16 protein-coding genes are annotated in these 15,393 nt (G+C 69.9%); 6 read left to right on the top strand and 10 right to left on the bottom strand.

From position 1 onward, the window contains the following. Positions 1-135 precede the first annotated feature (135 nt). From LG388_RS10560 to LG388_RS10545, 4 genes are all read left to right on the top strand, one after another. The gene (locus LG388_RS10560) at positions 136-837 is read left to right on the top strand and encodes a pirin family protein (RefSeq protein ID WP_225782799.1); all 702 of its coding nucleotides are present in this window, start codon (positions 136-138) and stop codon (positions 835-837) included. Positions 838-962: 125 nt separating this feature from the next. Beyond that, the gene (locus LG388_RS10555) at positions 963-1,385 is read left to right on the top strand and encodes a DoxX family protein (RefSeq protein ID WP_225782798.1); all 423 of its coding nucleotides are present in this window, start codon (positions 963-965) and stop codon (positions 1,383-1,385) included. A 114-nt stretch (positions 1,386-1,499) separates the two neighbouring features. Further along, positions 1,500-2,051 carry a flavodoxin family protein gene (locus LG388_RS10550; protein ID WP_225782797.1) on the top strand — a complete coding sequence of 184 codons (552 nt, stop codon included), beginning with the start codon at positions 1,500-1,502 and terminating at the stop codon, positions 2,049-2,051. A 50-nt stretch (positions 2,052-2,101) separates the two neighbouring features. Further along, positions 2,102-3,049 (top strand): pirin family protein, encoded by a 948-nt coding sequence (locus tag LG388_RS10545; RefSeq protein WP_225782796.1) that lies wholly within the window; start codon positions 2,102-2,104, stop codon positions 3,047-3,049. A 55-nt stretch (positions 3,050-3,104) separates the two neighbouring features. Here LG388_RS10545 and LG388_RS10540 read toward each other — a convergent pair whose 3' ends face one another. Continuing rightward, positions 3,105-3,893 carry a sulfurtransferase gene (locus LG388_RS10540; protein WP_225782795.1) on the bottom strand — a complete coding sequence of 263 codons (789 nt, stop codon included), beginning with the start codon at positions 3,891-3,893 and terminating at the stop codon, positions 3,105-3,107. Between the two features lie 183 nt (positions 3,894-4,076). Here LG388_RS10540 and dnaE point away from each other — a divergent pair, with 183 nt between their 5' ends. Next, positions 4,077-7,598, top strand: coding sequence for a DNA polymerase III subunit alpha (gene dnaE / locus LG388_RS10535; protein ID WP_225782794.1), 3,522 nt, complete (start codon positions 4,077-4,079; stop codon positions 7,596-7,598). Between the two features lie 208 nt (positions 7,599-7,806). Here dnaE and tolA read toward each other — a convergent pair whose 3' ends face one another. From tolA to LG388_RS10490, 9 genes are all read right to left on the bottom strand, one after another. Continuing rightward, positions 7,807-8,661, bottom strand: a complete 855-nt coding sequence (gene tolA, locus LG388_RS10530) for a cell envelope integrity protein TolA (protein ID WP_225782793.1) — start codon at positions 8,659-8,661, stop codon at positions 7,807-7,809. A gap of 166 nt (positions 8,662-8,827) precedes the next feature. Continuing rightward, positions 8,828-9,271, bottom strand: coding sequence for an ExbD/TolR family protein (locus tag LG388_RS10525; RefSeq protein WP_225782792.1), 444 nt, complete (start codon positions 9,269-9,271; stop codon positions 8,828-8,830). A 22-nt stretch (positions 9,272-9,293) separates the two neighbouring features. Further along, positions 9,294-10,016 carry a protein TolQ gene (gene tolQ / locus LG388_RS10520; RefSeq protein WP_225782791.1) on the bottom strand — a complete coding sequence of 241 codons (723 nt, stop codon included), beginning with the start codon at positions 10,014-10,016 and terminating at the stop codon, positions 9,294-9,296. Positions 10,017-10,097: 81 nt separating this feature from the next. After that, the gene (gene ybgC / locus LG388_RS10515; protein WP_225782790.1) at positions 10,098-10,643 is read right to left on the bottom strand and encodes a tol-pal system-associated acyl-CoA thioesterase; all 546 of its coding nucleotides are present in this window, start codon (positions 10,641-10,643) and stop codon (positions 10,098-10,100) included. A gap of 64 nt (positions 10,644-10,707) precedes the next feature. After that, entirely contained in the window at positions 10,708-11,907 is a 1,200-nt protein-coding gene (locus tag LG388_RS10510; RefSeq protein ID WP_225782789.1) for a pyridoxal phosphate-dependent aminotransferase, read from the bottom strand. Between the two features lie 11 nt (positions 11,908-11,918). After that, entirely contained in the window at positions 11,919-12,449 is a 531-nt protein-coding gene (gene nusB / locus LG388_RS10505) for a transcription antitermination factor NusB (RefSeq protein ID WP_225782788.1), read from the bottom strand. Continuing rightward, a complete protein-coding gene (ribH, locus tag LG388_RS10500) occupies positions 12,446-12,919 on the bottom strand; it encodes a 6,7-dimethyl-8-ribityllumazine synthase (RefSeq protein ID WP_225782787.1) in 474 nt (157 codons plus the stop codon). Before ribH ends, nusB begins: the two co-directional genes overlap by 4 nt. 13 nt (positions 12,920-12,932) lie before the next feature. Next, positions 12,933-14,099, bottom strand: coding sequence for a bifunctional 3,4-dihydroxy-2-butanone-4-phosphate synthase/GTP cyclohydrolase II (gene ribBA / locus LG388_RS10495; RefSeq protein ID WP_225782786.1), 1,167 nt, complete (start codon positions 14,097-14,099; stop codon positions 12,933-12,935). Then, positions 14,096-14,755 carry a riboflavin synthase gene (locus LG388_RS10490; protein ID WP_225782785.1) on the bottom strand — a complete coding sequence of 220 codons (660 nt, stop codon included), beginning with the start codon at positions 14,753-14,755 and terminating at the stop codon, positions 14,096-14,098. The genes ribBA and LG388_RS10490 overlap by 4 nt, the downstream gene beginning before the upstream one ends. 147 nt (positions 14,756-14,902) lie before the next feature. Between LG388_RS10490 and LG388_RS10485 the strand changes: the two genes are divergently transcribed. Then, the gene (locus LG388_RS10485; RefSeq protein WP_225782784.1) at positions 14,903-15,253 is read left to right on the top strand and encodes a helix-turn-helix domain-containing protein; all 351 of its coding nucleotides are present in this window, start codon (positions 14,903-14,905) and stop codon (positions 15,251-15,253) included. The last annotated feature ends 140 nt before the right edge of the window (positions 15,254-15,393 follow it).

The following is a 15,393-nucleotide window of genomic DNA, read 5'->3' as shown; positions in this document are numbered from 1 at the left end:
GATGTCTTCGAATCCGCGCACCCGCGGTCGGCCCGTGCAGGCCTACAGTTCCTCCATCCGCTGCACATCCGGTGCGGCCCACAAGGTGGAGCTGGGTCGGGAACCCCCGCCGCCCACCGTTCAGGAGATTTCAACATGCTGCAAATCCGCAAGTCCCAGGAACGTGGCTATGCCGATCATGGCTGGCTGCAGTCCTTCCACAGCTTTTCCTTCGCCGGCTACTACGATCCCGCCTTCATGGGCTGGGGCAACCTGCGCGTGATCAACGAAGACCGCGTGGCCGCGGGCGCCGGCTTCGGCACCCATGGCCACAAGGACATGGAGATCATCAGCTACGTGCTCGACGGCGCGCTGGCGCACAAGGACAGCATGGGCAACATCGAATCGATCCCGCCGGGCGACGTGCAGCGCATGAGCGCCGGCACCGGCGTGATGCACAGCGAGTTCAACCATGAGAAAGACAAGACCACGCACTTCCTGCAGATCTGGCTGCTGCCGCGCCAGCGCGGCGTGCAGCCGGGCTACGCGCAGAAGTCCTTCCCGGCGGCCGACAAGCGCGGCCGGCTGCGCCTGGTGGCCTCGCCCGATGGCGCCGAAGGCTCGGTGTCGATGAACGCCGATGCGCGCCTCTATGCGGGCCTGTTCGACGGCGCCGAAAGTGCCGAACTGGCGCTGGACCCGGAGCGCAAGAGCTACGTGCACCTGGTGCGCGGTCAGCTCAGCGTCAACGGGCAGGCGCTTTCGGGCGGCGATGCGGCGATGATCGCGGGCGAATCGCAGCTGCTGCTGAGCGGCGGGCAGGACGCCGAAGTGCTGGTGTTCGATCTGGAAGCCTGAGGCCGGTGTGATCCCACCGGCCGAAGCTTCGGTCTGAATGCGCCGCCGCGGGCAACGAACCCGCGGCGGCGCGGGTTGTCGTTGGTGTTTTTCTTTTCTTTTTTGGCTTTTTTCAGGAGTCTGTCATGGCCATCACCCAAACCTCTTCCACCACCCCCACCCAGGACGGCCTGGCGCTGGTCGGGCGCATCCTGCTGGCGGCGCTGTTCATTCCGGCGGGCTTCGCCAAGATCGGCGGCTTCTCCGGCATCGTGGGCTACATCGGCTCGGTCGGGCTGCCGCTGCCGCAGGTGGGCGCGGTGATCGCCATCGTGGTGGAACTGGGCCTGGGCATCCTGCTGCTGGTGGGCTTCAAGACCCGCCTGGCCGCACTGCTGATCGCGATCTTCACGCTGGCCGCCGCCTTCTTCTTCCACAACTACTGGGCCATGCCGGCCGACAAGGTGATGGTCAACCAGCTGATGTTCTGGAAGAACCTGGCCATCGCCGGCGGCCTGCTGGCCTTCACGGCCTTCGGCCCGGGCCGCTTCTCCATCGACAAGAAGTAAAAAGGCCCATCACCCGCAGCATGTGCGGGGCAGGGCGGCCGGCCCGCCGCAGCCCGCCCCGCGCCGCAGCCTGCCCCGCGCCGCAGCCATCCATCAGCCTCAGGAAGGAATCGCATGTCCGACATCGTCATCGTCTACCACTCCGGCTACGGCCACACCCAGCGCGTGGCGCAGGCCGTGGGCGAGGGCGCCGAAGCCCCTCTCATCGCCATCGACGCCGACGGCAACCTGCCCGAAGGCGGCTGGGAAGCACTGGCCGCGGCGCGCCTGATCGTCTTCGGTGCGCCCACCTACATGGGCGCGCCGAGCTGGCAGTTCAAGAAATTCGCCGACGCCTCGTCCAAGGTCTGGTTCGTGGAAGGCTGGAAGAACAAGCTGTTCGCGGGCTTCACCAACAGCGCGACCATGAACGGCGACAAGTTCGCGTCCATCGCCTACTTCTGGCAGTTGGCCATGCAACACGGCGGCCTGTGGGCCGGCCTGGGCATCGTGCCGAGCAACAAGAAGGCCTCGACGCGCGATTCGCTCAACTACGTGGGCGGCTTTGGCGGCCTGATGACCACCTCGCCCGCCGACGCCAGCCCGGCCGAGATGCCGGCCGGCGACCTGCAGACGGCCCGCGCCTTCGGCGAGCGCCTGCGCGGCGCGCTGCAACTGCTGGCCTGAAAGCCCGCCGCACGATGCCCACTGCCCACGCGAACCCTCCGGAGAGCCCCATGCCCGACCTTCTCACGCTCTACCCGCACGCCAAGGACCTGGGCGGCGGCTTCCAGGTGCGCCGCGTGCTGCCTGCCGCGCAGCGGCGCGCCGTGGGCCCTTTCGTGTTCTTCGACCATTTCGGTCCCGCGACGGAAAAGCCCGGCGACCAGCATGACGTGCGGCCCCATCCGCACATCGGCCTGGCCACCGTGACCTATCTGTTTGAGGGCGCGATGATGCACCGCGACAGCCTGGGCACCGCGCAGGAGATCCGCCCCGGCGCCGTCAACTGGATGACCGCCGGCAAGGGCATCGTGCATTCCGAGCGCAAGCCCGAGGGGCTGAAGACCGAGACCTATGTGAACCACGGCCTGCAGCTGTGGTGCGCGCTGCCGCGCGAGTTCGAGGAGGTGGAGCCCAGCTTCTCGCACACCGCCGCCCAGGACATTCCCGCGCTGGACCTGCAGGGCGCGGCGGTGCGCGTGCTGGTGGGCGAGGCCTTCGGGTTGCGCTCGCCCGTGCCCACGCTGATGCCCACGCTCTACCTCGACGTCACGCTGCCCGCAGGCGCGGCTTTCGAGCTGCCTGCGCTGGCGCCCGAGATGGCCGTGTACGCGGTCGATGGCGAGGTGGCGCTCAATGGCGAGGCGCTGGCGCAGCACACCATGGGGGTGCTGCCGGACGCGCCGCAGGACGGCGCGGAGCGCCCGCCCGTGCGCATCACGGCCGAGGGCGCGCGGCGGCTGGTGGTGATCGGCGGCGCGCCGCTGGACGGGCCGCGCTTCATGAGCTGGAACTTCGTCTCCAGCCGGCGCGAGCGCATCCTGCAGGCCGGCGAAGACTGGGAGGCCCAGCGCATGGGCCACGTGCCCGGCGAGACGGAGTTCATTCCGCTGCCCGACCATCCTTTCAAGACCGAGCGCTCCACCAGCGCCGTGGCGCCGGACAAACGGGCCCAGGGCTGACCGCGCCGGCTGCGGGCCGACGGGACGGACGGCAGTTCGACCCTCGCGCGCGTCCTCAGGTCTGCTTCACGGCCAGGTCCGGATCCTCGAACGCGCGCGCGCTGGCATGCGCCGAGCGCGCGCTCAGGTCCGGCGCCAGGGCCTCGCGGCCGTCGAACACGAAGCAGTCGCCGTGGTAATGGGCGCCGCCCACTTCCTCGAAATACTTGAGGATGCCGCCTTCGAGCTGCAGCACGTTGGTCAGCCCCAGGTCGTGCATGTAGATCGCGGCCTTCTCGCAGCGGATGCCGCCGGTGCAAAAGCTCACGACGGTCTTGCCTTCCAGCTCGCGGCGGTGCGCGAGCACGGCTTGGGGGAACTCCGTGAACTTGCCGATGCGCCAGTCGATGGCGCCGTCGAAGGTGCCGTAGTCCACTTCGAACGCGTTGCGCGCGTCCAGCAGCGCGACGGGCCTGCCCGCGTCGTCATGCCCCTGGTCCAGCCAGCGCTTGAGCGTGGGCGCATCCACGGCCGGCGCGCGGCCCGCAGCGGGGCGGATGGCCGGATGGTTCATGCGGATGATCTCGCGCTTGAGCTTGACCAGAAGGCGCCGGAAGGGCTGCTGCTCGGACCAGCTTTCCTTGGGCGCGAGCGCCGCGAAGCGCGGGTCGGCGCGCAGTTCCTCCACGAAGCCGCGCACGCTCTCGGCGCTGCCGGCCAGGAAGAGGTTGATGCCTTCTTCCGCCAGCAGCACCGTGCCGCGCAGGTCGCGGGCCTGCGCCGCTTCGAACAGGCGGGGCCGCAGTTGCTCCCGATCGGGGAGCGGCACGAAGAGATAGGCGGAGATGTTCAGCACGGAGTTCACCCGGCGATTGTAAAAAGCCGCCCGCGGCCCGGGCGTCCATCTGCCAGCGCCTCGTCGGCATCCAGGGCCCGAGCGGGCAGCATTGGCCCTGCCTTGTCAAGAGCGGGCCGCATGGACCGCCGCCGCAGGCCGGAACCGGGTCGGCGCCCCCGCGCGGCGGAGGCGGCCTTCTAGAATTCCCCGATGTTCGTCCATCTGCGCCTGCACACCGAGTTCTCCGTCGTCGACGGCACCACCCGCATCGATGAAGTGGTGAAGGCGGCCGCCAAGGACGGCCAGCCCGCGCTGGCCATCACCGACCTCAACAACCTCTTCGGCGCCATCAAGTTCTACAAGCAGGCGCGCGGCAAGGGCGTGAAGCCCGTGCTGGGCTGCGAAGTGCAGCTCGAGGGCATCGACGCCGACGCCGCCCCCAGCCGCATGCTGCTGCTGGTGCAAAGCCGCGAGGGCTACCTGAACCTGTCGGAATTGCTGGCGCGCGGCTGGACGCAGAACGTGCCGCGCGGCCAGACCCAGCCGCTGCTGTGCTGGGACTGGCTGCAGGAGCTCAATGGCGGCCTGATCGCGCTGTCGGGCGCGCAGGCCGGGCCGTTGGGCGCGCCGCTGGCCGCGGGCAACGCCGAGCGCGCGCGCGAGGTCGCGCTGCGCCTGGCCGGCATCTTCACCCATCGCTTCTACCTGGAAGTGCAGCGCGCCGGCCGGCCCGAGGACGAGCCGCACGTGCGTGCCGCCGTGCAGCTGGCCGCACGCCTGAATCTGCCCGTGGTGGCCACGCACCCGATCCAGTTCCTGGAGCCCGACGAGTTCGACGCACACGAGGCGCGGGTGTGCATTGCCGAAGGCGAGATCCTGGGCAACCAGCGGCGCGTGCGGCGCTTCACGCGCGAGCAGCATTTCAAGAGCGCGGCGCAGATGGAGCGGCTCTTCGCCGACCTGCCCAGCGCCGTCGCCAACGCGGTGGAGATCGCCAAGCGCTGTAACCTGACGCTGGTGCTGGGCAAGCCGCAGCTGCCGGACTTTCCCACGCCGCTGGAAGACGGCGTGCCGATGCCCATCGACAAGTACTTCCGCGTGCTGTCCTTCGAGGGGCTGGAGGAGCGCCTGGCGCACCTGTTCCCGGACCCGGCCAAGCGCGACGCGCAGCGCCCGCGCTACGTGGAGCGGCTGGAGTTCGAGATCGGCACCATCCTCAAGATGGGCTTCCCGGGCTACTTCCTGATCGTGGGGGACTTCATCCGCTGGGCCAAGGCCAACGGCTGCCCGGTGGGGCCGGGCCGCGGCTCGGGGGCCGGCTCGCTGGTGGCCTATGCGCTGAAGATCACGGACCTGGACCCGCTCGAATACAACCTGCTGTTCGAGCGCTTCCTGAACCCGGAGCGCGTGTCGATGCCCGACTTCGACATCGACTTCTGCCAGGGCAACCGCGACCGCGTCATCGACTATGTCAAGGACAAGTACGGCCGCAACGCCGTGAGTCAGATCGCCACCTTCGGCACCATGGCCGCGCGCGCCGCCATCCGCGACGTGGGCCGGGTGATGGACATGAGCTACAGCTTCTGTGACGGCATCAGCAAGCTGATCCCGAACAAGCCCGGCAAGCCCGTGACCTTGCAGTACCCGCCGGCCGACCTGTCGGAGGACGACAAGGAGAAATACGCCATCGCGGCCGAGCCGCTGCTGGCGCAGCGCATCGAACAGGAGGAAGAGGTCAAGTCGCTGGTGGAGATGGCGCAGAAGCTCGAGGGCATGACACGCAACATCGGCATGCATGCCGGCGGTGTGCTGATCGCGCCCGGCAAGCTGACCGACTTCTGCCCGCTGTACCAGCAGCCCGGCAGCGAATCGGCCGTGAGCCAGTACGACAAGGACGACGTGGAGGCCATCGGCCTGGTGAAGTTCGACTTCCTGGGCCTGGCCACGCTCACGATCCTGGAGATCGCGCGCGAGTTCATCATGAAGCGCCACAAGGGCCAGGAGAACTTCGCGTACGAGAACATCGCGCTGGACGACCGCGCCACCTACCGGCTGTTCTCCGAAGGCAAGACCGAAGCGGTGTTCCAGTTCGAATCGCGCGGCATGCAGGGCATGCTGCGCGACGCCAAGCCGACGCGGCTGGAAGACCTGATCGCCCTGAACGCGCTGTACCGCCCGGGCCCGATGGACCTGATCCCCAGCTTCGTGGCGCGCAAGCACGGGCGCGAGGAGGTCGAGTACCCGCACCCCGCGGTGGCCGAGATGCTCAGCGAGACCTACGGGATCATGGTCTACCAGGAGCAGGTGATGCAGACCGCGCAGATCCTGGGCGGCTACAGCCTGGGCGGCGCCGACCTGCTGCGCCGCGCGATGGGCAAGAAGAAGGCCGAGGAAATGGCCGAGCACCGCGAGAAGTTCCGCGCGGGTGCGCTCGCCACCCACGGCATCACCCAGGAGAAGGCCGACGAGATCTTCGACCTGATGGAGAAGTTCGCGGGCTACGGCTTCAACAAGTCGCACGCCGCCGCGTACTCGCTGCTGGCCTACCACACCGGCTGGCTGAAGGTGCACTACACGGCCGAGTTCTACTGCGCCAACATGACGGTGGAAATGGACAACACCGACAAGCTGAAGGTGCTGTTCGAGGACGCGACCAAGAACTTCGGCATGAGCTTCGAGCTGCCGGACGTGAACCGCGGCCACTACCGCTTCGAGCCCGTGAGCGACAAGGTGATCCGCTACGGCCTGGGTGCCGTCAAGGGCACGGGCCAGCTGGCCATCGAGGCCATCGTGCGGGCGCGCGAGGAGGGCGGCCCCTTCAAGAGCCTGTTCGATTTCGCGGCGCGGGTGGACCGCCAGCGCATCAACAAGCGCACCGTGGAGGCGCTCATCAAGGCCGGCGCTTTCGACAGCCTGAACCCCGACCGCGCGGCGCTGGTCGCCTCGCTGGACCGCGCCTTCGACTATGCGGCGGCGCAGGAAGCCAACGCCAACCAGGGCGGCCTGTTCGACATGTTCGGCGACGACGCGCACGGCTGCAGCGCCGAGGAGCCGCCGCTGGTCGAGGTCACGCCCTGGGGCGTGAAGGAGCGGCTGACGCACGAGAAGACGGCCATCGGCTTTTACCTGTCGGGCCACCTGTTCGACGAGGTGGCGCGCGAGGTGCGGATGTTCGCCAAGCGCCAGATCGACGAGCTGATCGACAGCCGCGAGCCGCAGACCATCGCCGGCATCGTGAGCGGCCTGCGCATGATCAATGGCCAGCGCGGCCGTCTGGCGCTGTTCGTGCTCGACGACAAGAGCGCCACCATCGAGGTGGTGGCCGACGAAGCCGTCTACACGGCCGCGCGCGACGCCCTGCGCGAGGACGAGCTGGTGATCATCAGCGGCCGCCTGCAACCCGGCCGCGGCGGCTTCGAGCCGCGCTTTGTGGCGCAGCAGGTGCATTCGCTGGCCGATGCGCGCTGCCGCTACGGCAAGTACCTGCGGGTGGCCGTGAACGGCAAGCTGCCGGACATCGCGCGCATGGTGCGCGACTTCGAGCCGCGCCGCGAACAGACCGAGGCCGGCGAGGTGCGCGTGGGCCTGCCCGTGCGTCTGGCGCTGGTGCGCGGCGGCGCGCAGGTGGAGCTGCAGCTGGGCGAGGCGGCGCGCTTCTTCCCGGCCGATGCCGCGCTCGCGAGCTGGACCGCGCAGGCGGACGCGGGCAAGGCGGTGATCGTCTACGAGTGAGAAGGCCGCGGCCGGCTGGCCGAGGCGCCTGACCGCGGACATGCGCCGTGCAGCGCCTCCGGCCGCCGAGCACGCCTGGACGGGGACCAATGCCGGACGAGAGGGGGCGGCGCGGCGCCCGTGCTGGCGACCGGCCGGCGGCGGATGCGGCGCAGCCGCCGGGTGTGAGTGAAGCCGGCGCGCGCGCCTCGCAGGCACCGCCGCCAGCTTACTTCGGCCGCAACTCCACGATCAGCGGCGTGATGATGCGGCCGTCCACGTCGCGCGGCAGCCGGTCGGTCTTGCGCAGGCCGCCCTCGGCCGCGCGGTCCCAGCTCGGGTTGCCGCTGGACTTGTTGAGCTTGATGCCCACGATGGTGCCGTCCGGCGCCAGGTTGACCACGAACTCGGCGGAGGGATTGCCGGCCACGGTGCTCGGATCGAAGGTGATGTTGGGCCGCACGGCCGCGGCGATGCGTGCCGCATAGCCGGCGGACGGCCCGCCCTGGCCTTGGCCCTGCCCGGAACGCGGTCCGGAATTCTGCTCGGCCGAGCCCCCGGCCATGCCGCGCAGGCGCGCCAGCTGGTCCTGGCGGGCCTTTTCCGCGGCCGCGGCAGCGGCCTTGTCCGCCGCCGCCTTCTGGGCGGCGGCCTGGCGCTCCTTCTCTTTCTGGGCTGCGGCCTGTTTCGCTTTCTCGGCCGCTTCGCGCTTCTTTTCTTCGGCGAGCTTGCGCTGTTCCTCTTCGCGGCGCTGCTCTTCCTGCTCGCGCTTGCGGGCTTCGGCCTGGCGCTGCTGCTCGCGCTTCTTCTCCTCGGCCTGCTTGCGCTGCTCTTCCTCGCGGCGTTGCTCGGCCTGCTGGCGCTGGCGCTCCTGTTCGCGCTCGCGCTGGGCCTGCTGCTCGCGCAGGCGCCGCTCCCGCTCCAGCGCAATGTCCGGATCGGGCGCGGGCGGCGCCGGCGGGGGGGGCGCACCGCCGGGGGGGTGGAGGCGGCGGGGTTCGGGGCCGGCACAGGGGGCGGGCGAGGCGGGGGAGGGGGCGTCACCGCCGTGCTCTGCGCGGCGCGCTGCACGGTGGCGGTCCACAGCTCGGCCTCGATGGCGTCGTCATCGCCACCTTCGCGCTTCCAGCGCACGCCCCAGGTCAGGGCGCCGATGAGCAGCGCATGCGCGAGCAAGGCGATGCCCACGGCGCGCAGGGTGCCGCGCTGCGGCGGCGGCGAGAACTCGGGGCGGTCGGCGGCCAGGCTCATCAGCGTGGGCTGCCGGTGGCCGTGACGGACAGGCCCACGCGCTCGATGCCGGCGCGCTTGAGCTGGTTCATGGCCGAAACGACGGTCTCGTACTTCACGTCCTTGTCGGCACTGATGACCACGGGCCGCTGGGCGTCGCCGTCCTGCGCTGCCTTCACGGCCTGGCCGATCTGCGCCATGGGGATCTCCAGCCCCGACGAGGAACCGACGCTCGGGTCGCGCTTGAACTGGACGGCGGAGTCGCTCTTGATCACCACTTCCAGCGGCTTGTCCTCGCGCTTGCTCGCGCGGTCCACGGTGGGCAACTTGATGACGCTCGGCGTGATGAGCGGCGCCGTGACCATGAAGATGATCAGCAGCACCAGCATCACGTCGATGAACGGGACCATGTTGATCTCGTTGATCGTGCGGCGGCCGCGGCCGCGGCCGGATACGGCGGGCATGGGCGTGTGCTCCTTGCGCGGCTCAGTGGCCCGAGGCCGCGGGGTTGGCCGGCGGGACACCCTGGCCCGGGGCCGCCGACAGGTTGCGCTGCAGGATGTTGGAGAACTCCTCGATGAAGGTCTCCAGCGAGATGGCGATGCGGTCGATCTCGCGGGCGAAGCGGTTGTAGCCCACCACGGCCGGGATGGCGGCGAACAGGCCGATGGCGGTGGCCACCAGCGCCTCGGCGATGCCGGGGGCGACCGTGGACAGCGTCACCTGTTCCAGCGCCGCCAGGCCGGTGAAGGCATGCATGATCCCCCACACGGTGCCGAACAGCCCCACGTAGGGGCTGACCGAGCCCACCGTGGCCAGGAAGGACAGGTTGGATTCGCCCGCGTCCAGCTCGCGCTGGAAGCTGGCGCGCATGGCGCGGCGGGCGCCGTCGAGCAGCGTGCCGGCGTCGCTCACGCGGCGCTCGCGCAGCTTCTGGTACTCGCGCATGCCCGAGGCGAAGATGCGTTCCATGGGGCCGCCGTGCTTGGCGTTCTGCGCCGCCGAGGCGAACAGCTCGTTGAGGCTGGTGCCCGACCAGAAGTCGCGCTCGAACTCGTCGTTCAGGGCCCGCATGCGCTTGAGCGCGAAGTACTTGCGCACGATGGCTGCCCAGCTGGCCACCGAGACCGTGACCAGCAGCAGAACCACGAGCTGCACGGGCAGGCTGGCATGGAGGAGGAGGGTGGTGATCGACAGGTCTTGATTCATGGTGTGTCAGTGAAGAACGTCCGGACGGTGCGGAGCGCCGACGCCGCCTGCGCGGGCGGCGCCGGTCGGCCGCCGCGGTCCCTAGGGAACTGGGAATGGGACTTCGCGCTGCGCGGCGGACAGGCCGCAAGCCGGGCCCGGGCCGTTCACCAGCCCCATGGAGCCGCGCACGGCGCTCAAGGTTCCCGTGATCGATTCGGGGATGCGGGCCGGCCGCATGCGCTCGGCGTCGACCCAGCCGATGCGGATGCTGCCGCCGCACAGCAGATCGCGCGGCGCGCCGGCCTGCGCGGGCTGGCGGTACACCTGCTGCACCATCACCATCGAGGCGGTGCCCAGGTATTGCATCTGCGTCGTGATGCACAGCACGTCGTCCAGGCGCGCCGGGCGGTGGTACTTGAGCTGCGTCTCGCTCACCACGAACATGCCCCCGGTCTGCTCGCGCAGCGCGCGCTGGTGCACGCCAAGCGTGCGCAGCCATTCGGTGCGCGCGCGCTCCATGAACTTGAGGTAGTTCGCGTAGAAGACGATGCCGCCGGCGTCCGTGTCTTCCCAGTACACGCGCAGGTGCAGCTCGAAGGTGTCGCCCGCCGTCTTCGCGGTGTCGGCCGCGCGCGGCGGGCTCATGGCGAGGCCCTCCGTGCCGCGCACTGCGGGTGCGGGCACCCTGCTGGGGACAGCCGGGCGGCGCTCATCCGGCGCAGGCCTTCAGGCGCGCCACGGCTTCTTCCAGCTGCGCCATGGAGCTGGCGGTGGAGAAGCGCACGAAGCGGCCCGTCTGGTCGGCGCCGAAGTCGCGGCCCGGCGTGACGGCCAGGTGCGCACGCTTCATGAGCTCGAAGGCGAAGTCCCAGCTCGCGTCGGCCCCGCCAATGCCCCATGCGCGCGCGACCGCGGTGCAGTCGGCCCAGGCGTAGAAGGCGCCGTCGGGCACCACGGGCACGTGCAGCCCCAGCGACTGCAGCTGCGGAATGAACCAGTCGCGCCGCGCGCGGAACTCGGCGCGGCGGCGCTCGTATTCGGCCAGGCTGTCGGGCTCGAAGCAGGCCAGCGCCGCATGCTGCGAAATGGTGCTCGCGCAGATGAAGAGGTTCTGCGCCAGGCGTTCGACCACCGGCACCAGCGCGTCGGGCACCACCAGCCAGCCCAGCCGCCAGCCGGTCATGTTGAAGTACTTGCTGAAGCTGTTGATGCTGATGATCTGCTCGTCGATCGCCAGCGCGCTCTGGCCATAGGCCTCGTCATGGGACAGGCCCAGGTAGATCTCGTCGATCAGCGTGATGCCGCCGCGCGCGCGCACCACCTCGTGGATGCGGCGCAGCTCGTCGGGCGCGATGGAGGTGCCGGTCGGGTTGGAGGGCGAGGCCAGCAGCACGCCACGCGTCTTGGGCGTCCAGGCGGCTTCCACCTTGGCCGCGCTCAGCTGGTAGCGCTCCTCGGCCGTGGTCGGGATCAGCACCGCCGTGCCTTCGGCCGCGCTCACGAAATGGCGGTTGCAGGGATAGCTCGGATCCGGCATCAGCACTTCGTCGCCGGCCTCGATCAGCGCCAGGCAGGCCAGCTGCAGTGCGGCCGAGGCCCCGGCCGTGACCACGATGCGGCGCGCCGGCACGTCGATGCCGAAGCGCTGCGCGTACCAGCCGCTGATGCGCTCGCGCAGCCACGGCAGCCCGGTGGCCTGCGTGTACTGCGAGGCGCCCGCGCGCACGGCGCGCGCGGCGGCCTCCTGCACCAGCGGCGGTGCGGTGAAGTCGGGCTCGCCGATGTTCAGGAAGATCATCGGGCGCTCGCCCTGCGCCACTTCCTGCGCCAGCGCGCCGGCGGCCTTGGCCACCTCCATGACGTAGAAGGGCTCGATGCGCTGTGCGCGGCGGGCGATCCGCGGACCCATGGCCGGCGTGCTCATCGGATGCGGCCCGCCGCGCGGTCGGCGTCCACTTCGAGCTTGCGCAACTGGGGCGCCAGCCCGTTGAGCACCGCATTCACGTACTTGTGGCCATCGGTGCCGCCGAAGTCCTTGGCCAGCTCGATGCACTCGTTGAGCACGACGCGCCAGGGCACGTCGGGGCAGTGCAGGAATTCGTAGGCGCCGATCCACATCACCGCGTGCTCGATGGGCGAGATCTCGGCCCAGGGGCGGTCCAGCAGCGGCGCGATCAGCGCGTCGAGGTCGGCCTGCTCGGCGATGGCGCCGTGCAGCAGCGCGTCGTAGTGCGCCGAATCGGCCTTGTGGAAGCCGCTCAGGTCGCGCGTGAACGCGTCGATGGAGTCGGCCTCGTTGCGGCCGACCAGGTGCTGGTAGAGGGCCTGCAGGGCGAACTCCCGCGCGCGGGAGCGGCCGGAGCGGGCCGCTGCCGGCTTGCGCGCACCGCGGGCCGCGGGCTTGCCGGCCGGGCCGGAGGAGGGCGAAGGAGAGGGGGGCGTCTCGCTCATCGGGCCGCCTTCGTCTGCGCCAGCAGCTGGGCCATTTCCACCGCCACCCGGGCGGCGTCCCGGCCCTTCTCGGTCTGGCGCGCCACCGCCTGCTCGAGGTTCTCGGTGGTCAGGATGGCATTGGCGATCGGCAGCCGGTGGTCCAGGCCCACGCGCGTCACGCCGGCGCCGGATTCATTGGCCACCAGTTCGAAATGGTAGGTCTCGCCGCGGATGATGCAGCCCAGCGCGATCAGCGCGTCATAGCCGCCGCGCAGGGCCAGCGCCTGCAGCGCGACCGGCACTTCGAGCGCACCCGGCACGTGCACGTGATGGATGCGTTCGCTGGCCACGCCCAGCGCCTTCAGCTCGGCGATGCAGGCCGAGGCGAGGGCGTGGGTGATGTCCTCGTTGAAGCGCGCCTGCACGATGCCGATGCGCAAACCTTGGCCGTCGAGCGGCCCGGCCGCTCCCTTGTTGGCGTCAAACATGCGTTCTTTGTTCTCAGTCTTTGGTGATGTAGCCGAGGATTTCGAGGCCATAGCCGGCGGCCATGCTCGGCATGCGCCGGGGCTGGCCCAGCAGCTTCATCCTGTGCACGCCGCAGGCGCGCAGCAGCTGGGCGCCGACGCCGTAGCTGCGCAGGTCCATGCGGCCGCGCTCCGGGGCCTGGGCGGGGCGGGCCGTGCCTTCGAACTGGGCCAGCAGCTCGGCGCCGCTTTCGCCGCAGTTGAGCAGCACCACCACGCCCTTGCCGTGCTTGGCGATGTGGGCGAGGGCCGCGTCCAGGCTCCAGGAATGCATGGGCCGTTCGAGCTCGAGCAGGTCCAGCACCGACAGCGGTTCGTGCACGCGCACGGGCACCACTTCGTCGGCCGCCCATTCGCCGCGGACCAGCGCCAGGTGCACCTCGCCGCTCGGCGTGTCCTTGAAGGCATGCAGCATGAAGTCGCCATGGGCCGTGCGGATCTCGCGCGCGCCCACGGGCTCGACCAGGGTCTCGGTGCGGCTGCGGTACTCGATGAGGGCCGCGATGGTGCCGATCTTGAGGCCATGCTCGGCCGCGAAGATCTGCAGGTCGGGCAGGCGCGCCATGGTGCCGTCCTCGTTCATCACCTCGCAGATCACGGAAGCCGGCGAGCAGCCGGCCATCGCAGCCAGGTCGCAGCCGGCTTCGGTGTGGCCCGCGCGCATCAGCACGCCTCCGTCCACGGCCTGCAGCGGAAAGATGTGGCCGGGCTGCACCAGGTCCGCGGCCACCGCGCCCGGAGCCACGGCGGCCTGCACGGTGCGGGCGCGGTCGGCGGCCGAGATGCCGGTGGTCACGCCTTCGGCGGCCTCGATGGACACCGTGAAGGCCGTTGCATGCTTGGCGCCGTTGCGCGCCACCATGGGCGGCAGGTTCAGGCGTTCGCACATCTCGCGCGAAAGCGTCAGACAGATCAGCCCGCGCGCATGCCGTGCCATGAAGTTGATCGCCTGCGGCGTGATGTGGTCGGCCGCGATCACGATGTCGCCTTCGTTCTCGCGGTCCTCCTCGTCCACCAGGATGACCATGCGGCCGGCGCGCAGCTCGGCCACGATGTCCTCGACCGGCGAGATCGGGGCGGGATGCACAGCAGCGCCCTGCGGCGCAGCGGCCGTGGGCAGGGGGGTGACGGAAGCGTTCATGCGTTGAGGGAAGGGGAGCCGGCGCCCGGGACCACGCCGGCCTGGAGCATGCGCTCCACGTAGCGCGCCACGGTGTCGATTTCCAGGTTGACCGAACTGCCGGTGCACAACTGGCCCAGGGCCGTGTTCTGCACCGTGTGGGGAATGAGGTTGATGCTGATCTCGCTGCCGCCGGCGGGCAGGTCGGCAACGCGGTTGACCGTCAGGCTGACGCCATTGACCGTGATCGAGCCCTTGTAGGCCAGGAAGCGCGCCAGCGCCGCCGGGGCCACGACGCGCAGTTCCCAGCTTTCGCCCAGCGGTTCGAAATGGCTGACGCGGCCGATGCCGTCCACGTGGCCCGACACGATGTGGCCGCCCAGGCGGTCCTGCGCGCGCAGCGCCTTCTCGAGGTTGACCTGGCCGTCGGCGCGGTCCAGCCCCGCGGTCTTGTCCAGCGACTCGGCTGAGATGTCGACGGTGAAAGTCTGCCCGGCGGGCTCGAAGGACGTGACCGTCATGCAGGCGCCGTTGAGCGCGATGCTGTCGCCGAGGCCGACGTCGTCCAGGTAGCCCGCGGGGGTTTGAATGTGCAGCCGCTTGCCATGGGCGGCGGAACTGCCAAGGTCGTGAACGGCGGCGATGCGCCCCACGCCGGTGATGATGCCGGTGAACATAGGGTGCGCATTTTCGCAGAGAAGCAGCGGCACTCCGGGTGGAGCTGAAAAGAAGGTTTCCGGCGGCTGTGCCTCAAATAAATACAATGTATCTTATGTCAAATCGTGGGCGCCGGATGATCCGGGCCATGATGGCGGCTTTGGCCCATGTTTCGCGGACCCTCCCCGGCGCGACTGCCGCCGTTTGACCTGATGTGCAATGACCTGGGCTTGCCCGATGCCCAGATCGCCCGGCACCTGGGCGTGACAACTCGGACGCTGCGGGTATGGCGGCGGCGCGGCGCGCCACGGGCGGCGCAACTGGCGTTGTTCTGGGAGTCCCGTTGGGGTATGTCCGCCATCGACGCCGAGCACGGGAATCTCGTCAGCCACTACTTCCAGGCAGCAGGCATGCACGAGCGCGAAGTAAAACGGCTTCGCCTGGTGGTGCGGCGGCTGGAAGCCGAGCGCGGCACCGGCCGCGAGGTGGCCGCGAACTCGCCGTTCATGGTGGCTTGAGGATCATCGCAGCGTGCCGGCCGCGTACTGGACCTCGAACAGCTTACGCGCCCGCGCGGCTTCGTTGGCACACGCGACAGTGACAGGATCAGCAGCGCAGGCCGCCGAGGGCGTGAAGTACCGATTCCAGGCCGCCTGTT

The organism is Xenophilus sp. Marseille-Q4582, assembly GCF_916700565.1.
GTDB lineage: Bacteria > Pseudomonadota > Gammaproteobacteria > Burkholderiales > Burkholderiaceae_C > Xenophilus.
The sequence above is the reverse complement of the archived record's forward strand: the minus strand, read 5'-3'. Positions and strand labels throughout refer to the sequence as shown.

Bases quoted from the DNA above. Each gene is read 5' to 3' on its own strand.
- LG388_RS10560 (WP_225782799.1), top strand. From the start codon at position 136: ATGCTGCAAATCCGCAAGTCCCAGGAACGTGGCTATGCCGATCATGGC.
- LG388_RS10555 (WP_225782798.1), top strand. From the start codon at position 963: ATGGCCATCACCCAAACCTCTTCCACCACCCCCACCCAGGACGGCCTG.
- ribBA (WP_225782786.1), bottom strand. From the start codon at position 14,099: ATGAACGCTTCCGTCACCCCCCTGCCCACGGCCGCTGCGCCGCAGGGC.
- LG388_RS10525 (WP_225782792.1), bottom strand. From the start codon at position 9,271: ATGCCCGCCGTATCCGGCCGCGGCCGCGGCCGCCGCACGATCAACGAG.
- dnaE (WP_225782794.1), top strand. From the start codon at position 4,077: ATGTTCGTCCATCTGCGCCTGCACACCGAGTTCTCCGTCGTCGACGGC.
- ribH (WP_225782787.1), bottom strand. From the start codon at position 12,919: ATGTTTGACGCCAACAAGGGAGCGGCCGGGCCGCTCGACGGCCAAGGT.
- LG388_RS10485 (WP_225782784.1), top strand. From the start codon at position 14,903: ATGTTTCGCGGACCCTCCCCGGCGCGACTGCCGCCGTTTGACCTGATG.
- LG388_RS10550 (WP_225782797.1), top strand. From the start codon at position 1,500: ATGTCCGACATCGTCATCGTCTACCACTCCGGCTACGGCCACACCCAG.
- ybgC (WP_225782790.1), bottom strand. From the start codon at position 10,643: ATGAGCCCGCCGCGCGCGGCCGACACCGCGAAGACGGCGGGCGACACC.
- LG388_RS10510 (WP_225782789.1), bottom strand. From the start codon at position 11,907: ATGGGTCCGCGGATCGCCCGCCGCGCACAGCGCATCGAGCCCTTCTAC.
- nusB (WP_225782788.1), bottom strand. From the start codon at position 12,449: ATGAGCGAGACGCCCCCCTCTCCTTCGCCCTCCTCCGGCCCGGCCGGC.
- LG388_RS10545 (WP_225782796.1), top strand. From the start codon at position 2,102: ATGCCCGACCTTCTCACGCTCTACCCGCACGCCAAGGACCTGGGCGGC.
- LG388_RS10490 (WP_225782785.1), bottom strand. From the start codon at position 14,755: ATGTTCACCGGCATCATCACCGGCGTGGGGCGCATCGCCGCCGTTCAC.
- tolQ (WP_225782791.1), bottom strand. From the start codon at position 10,016: ATGAATCAAGACCTGTCGATCACCACCCTCCTCCTCCATGCCAGCCTG.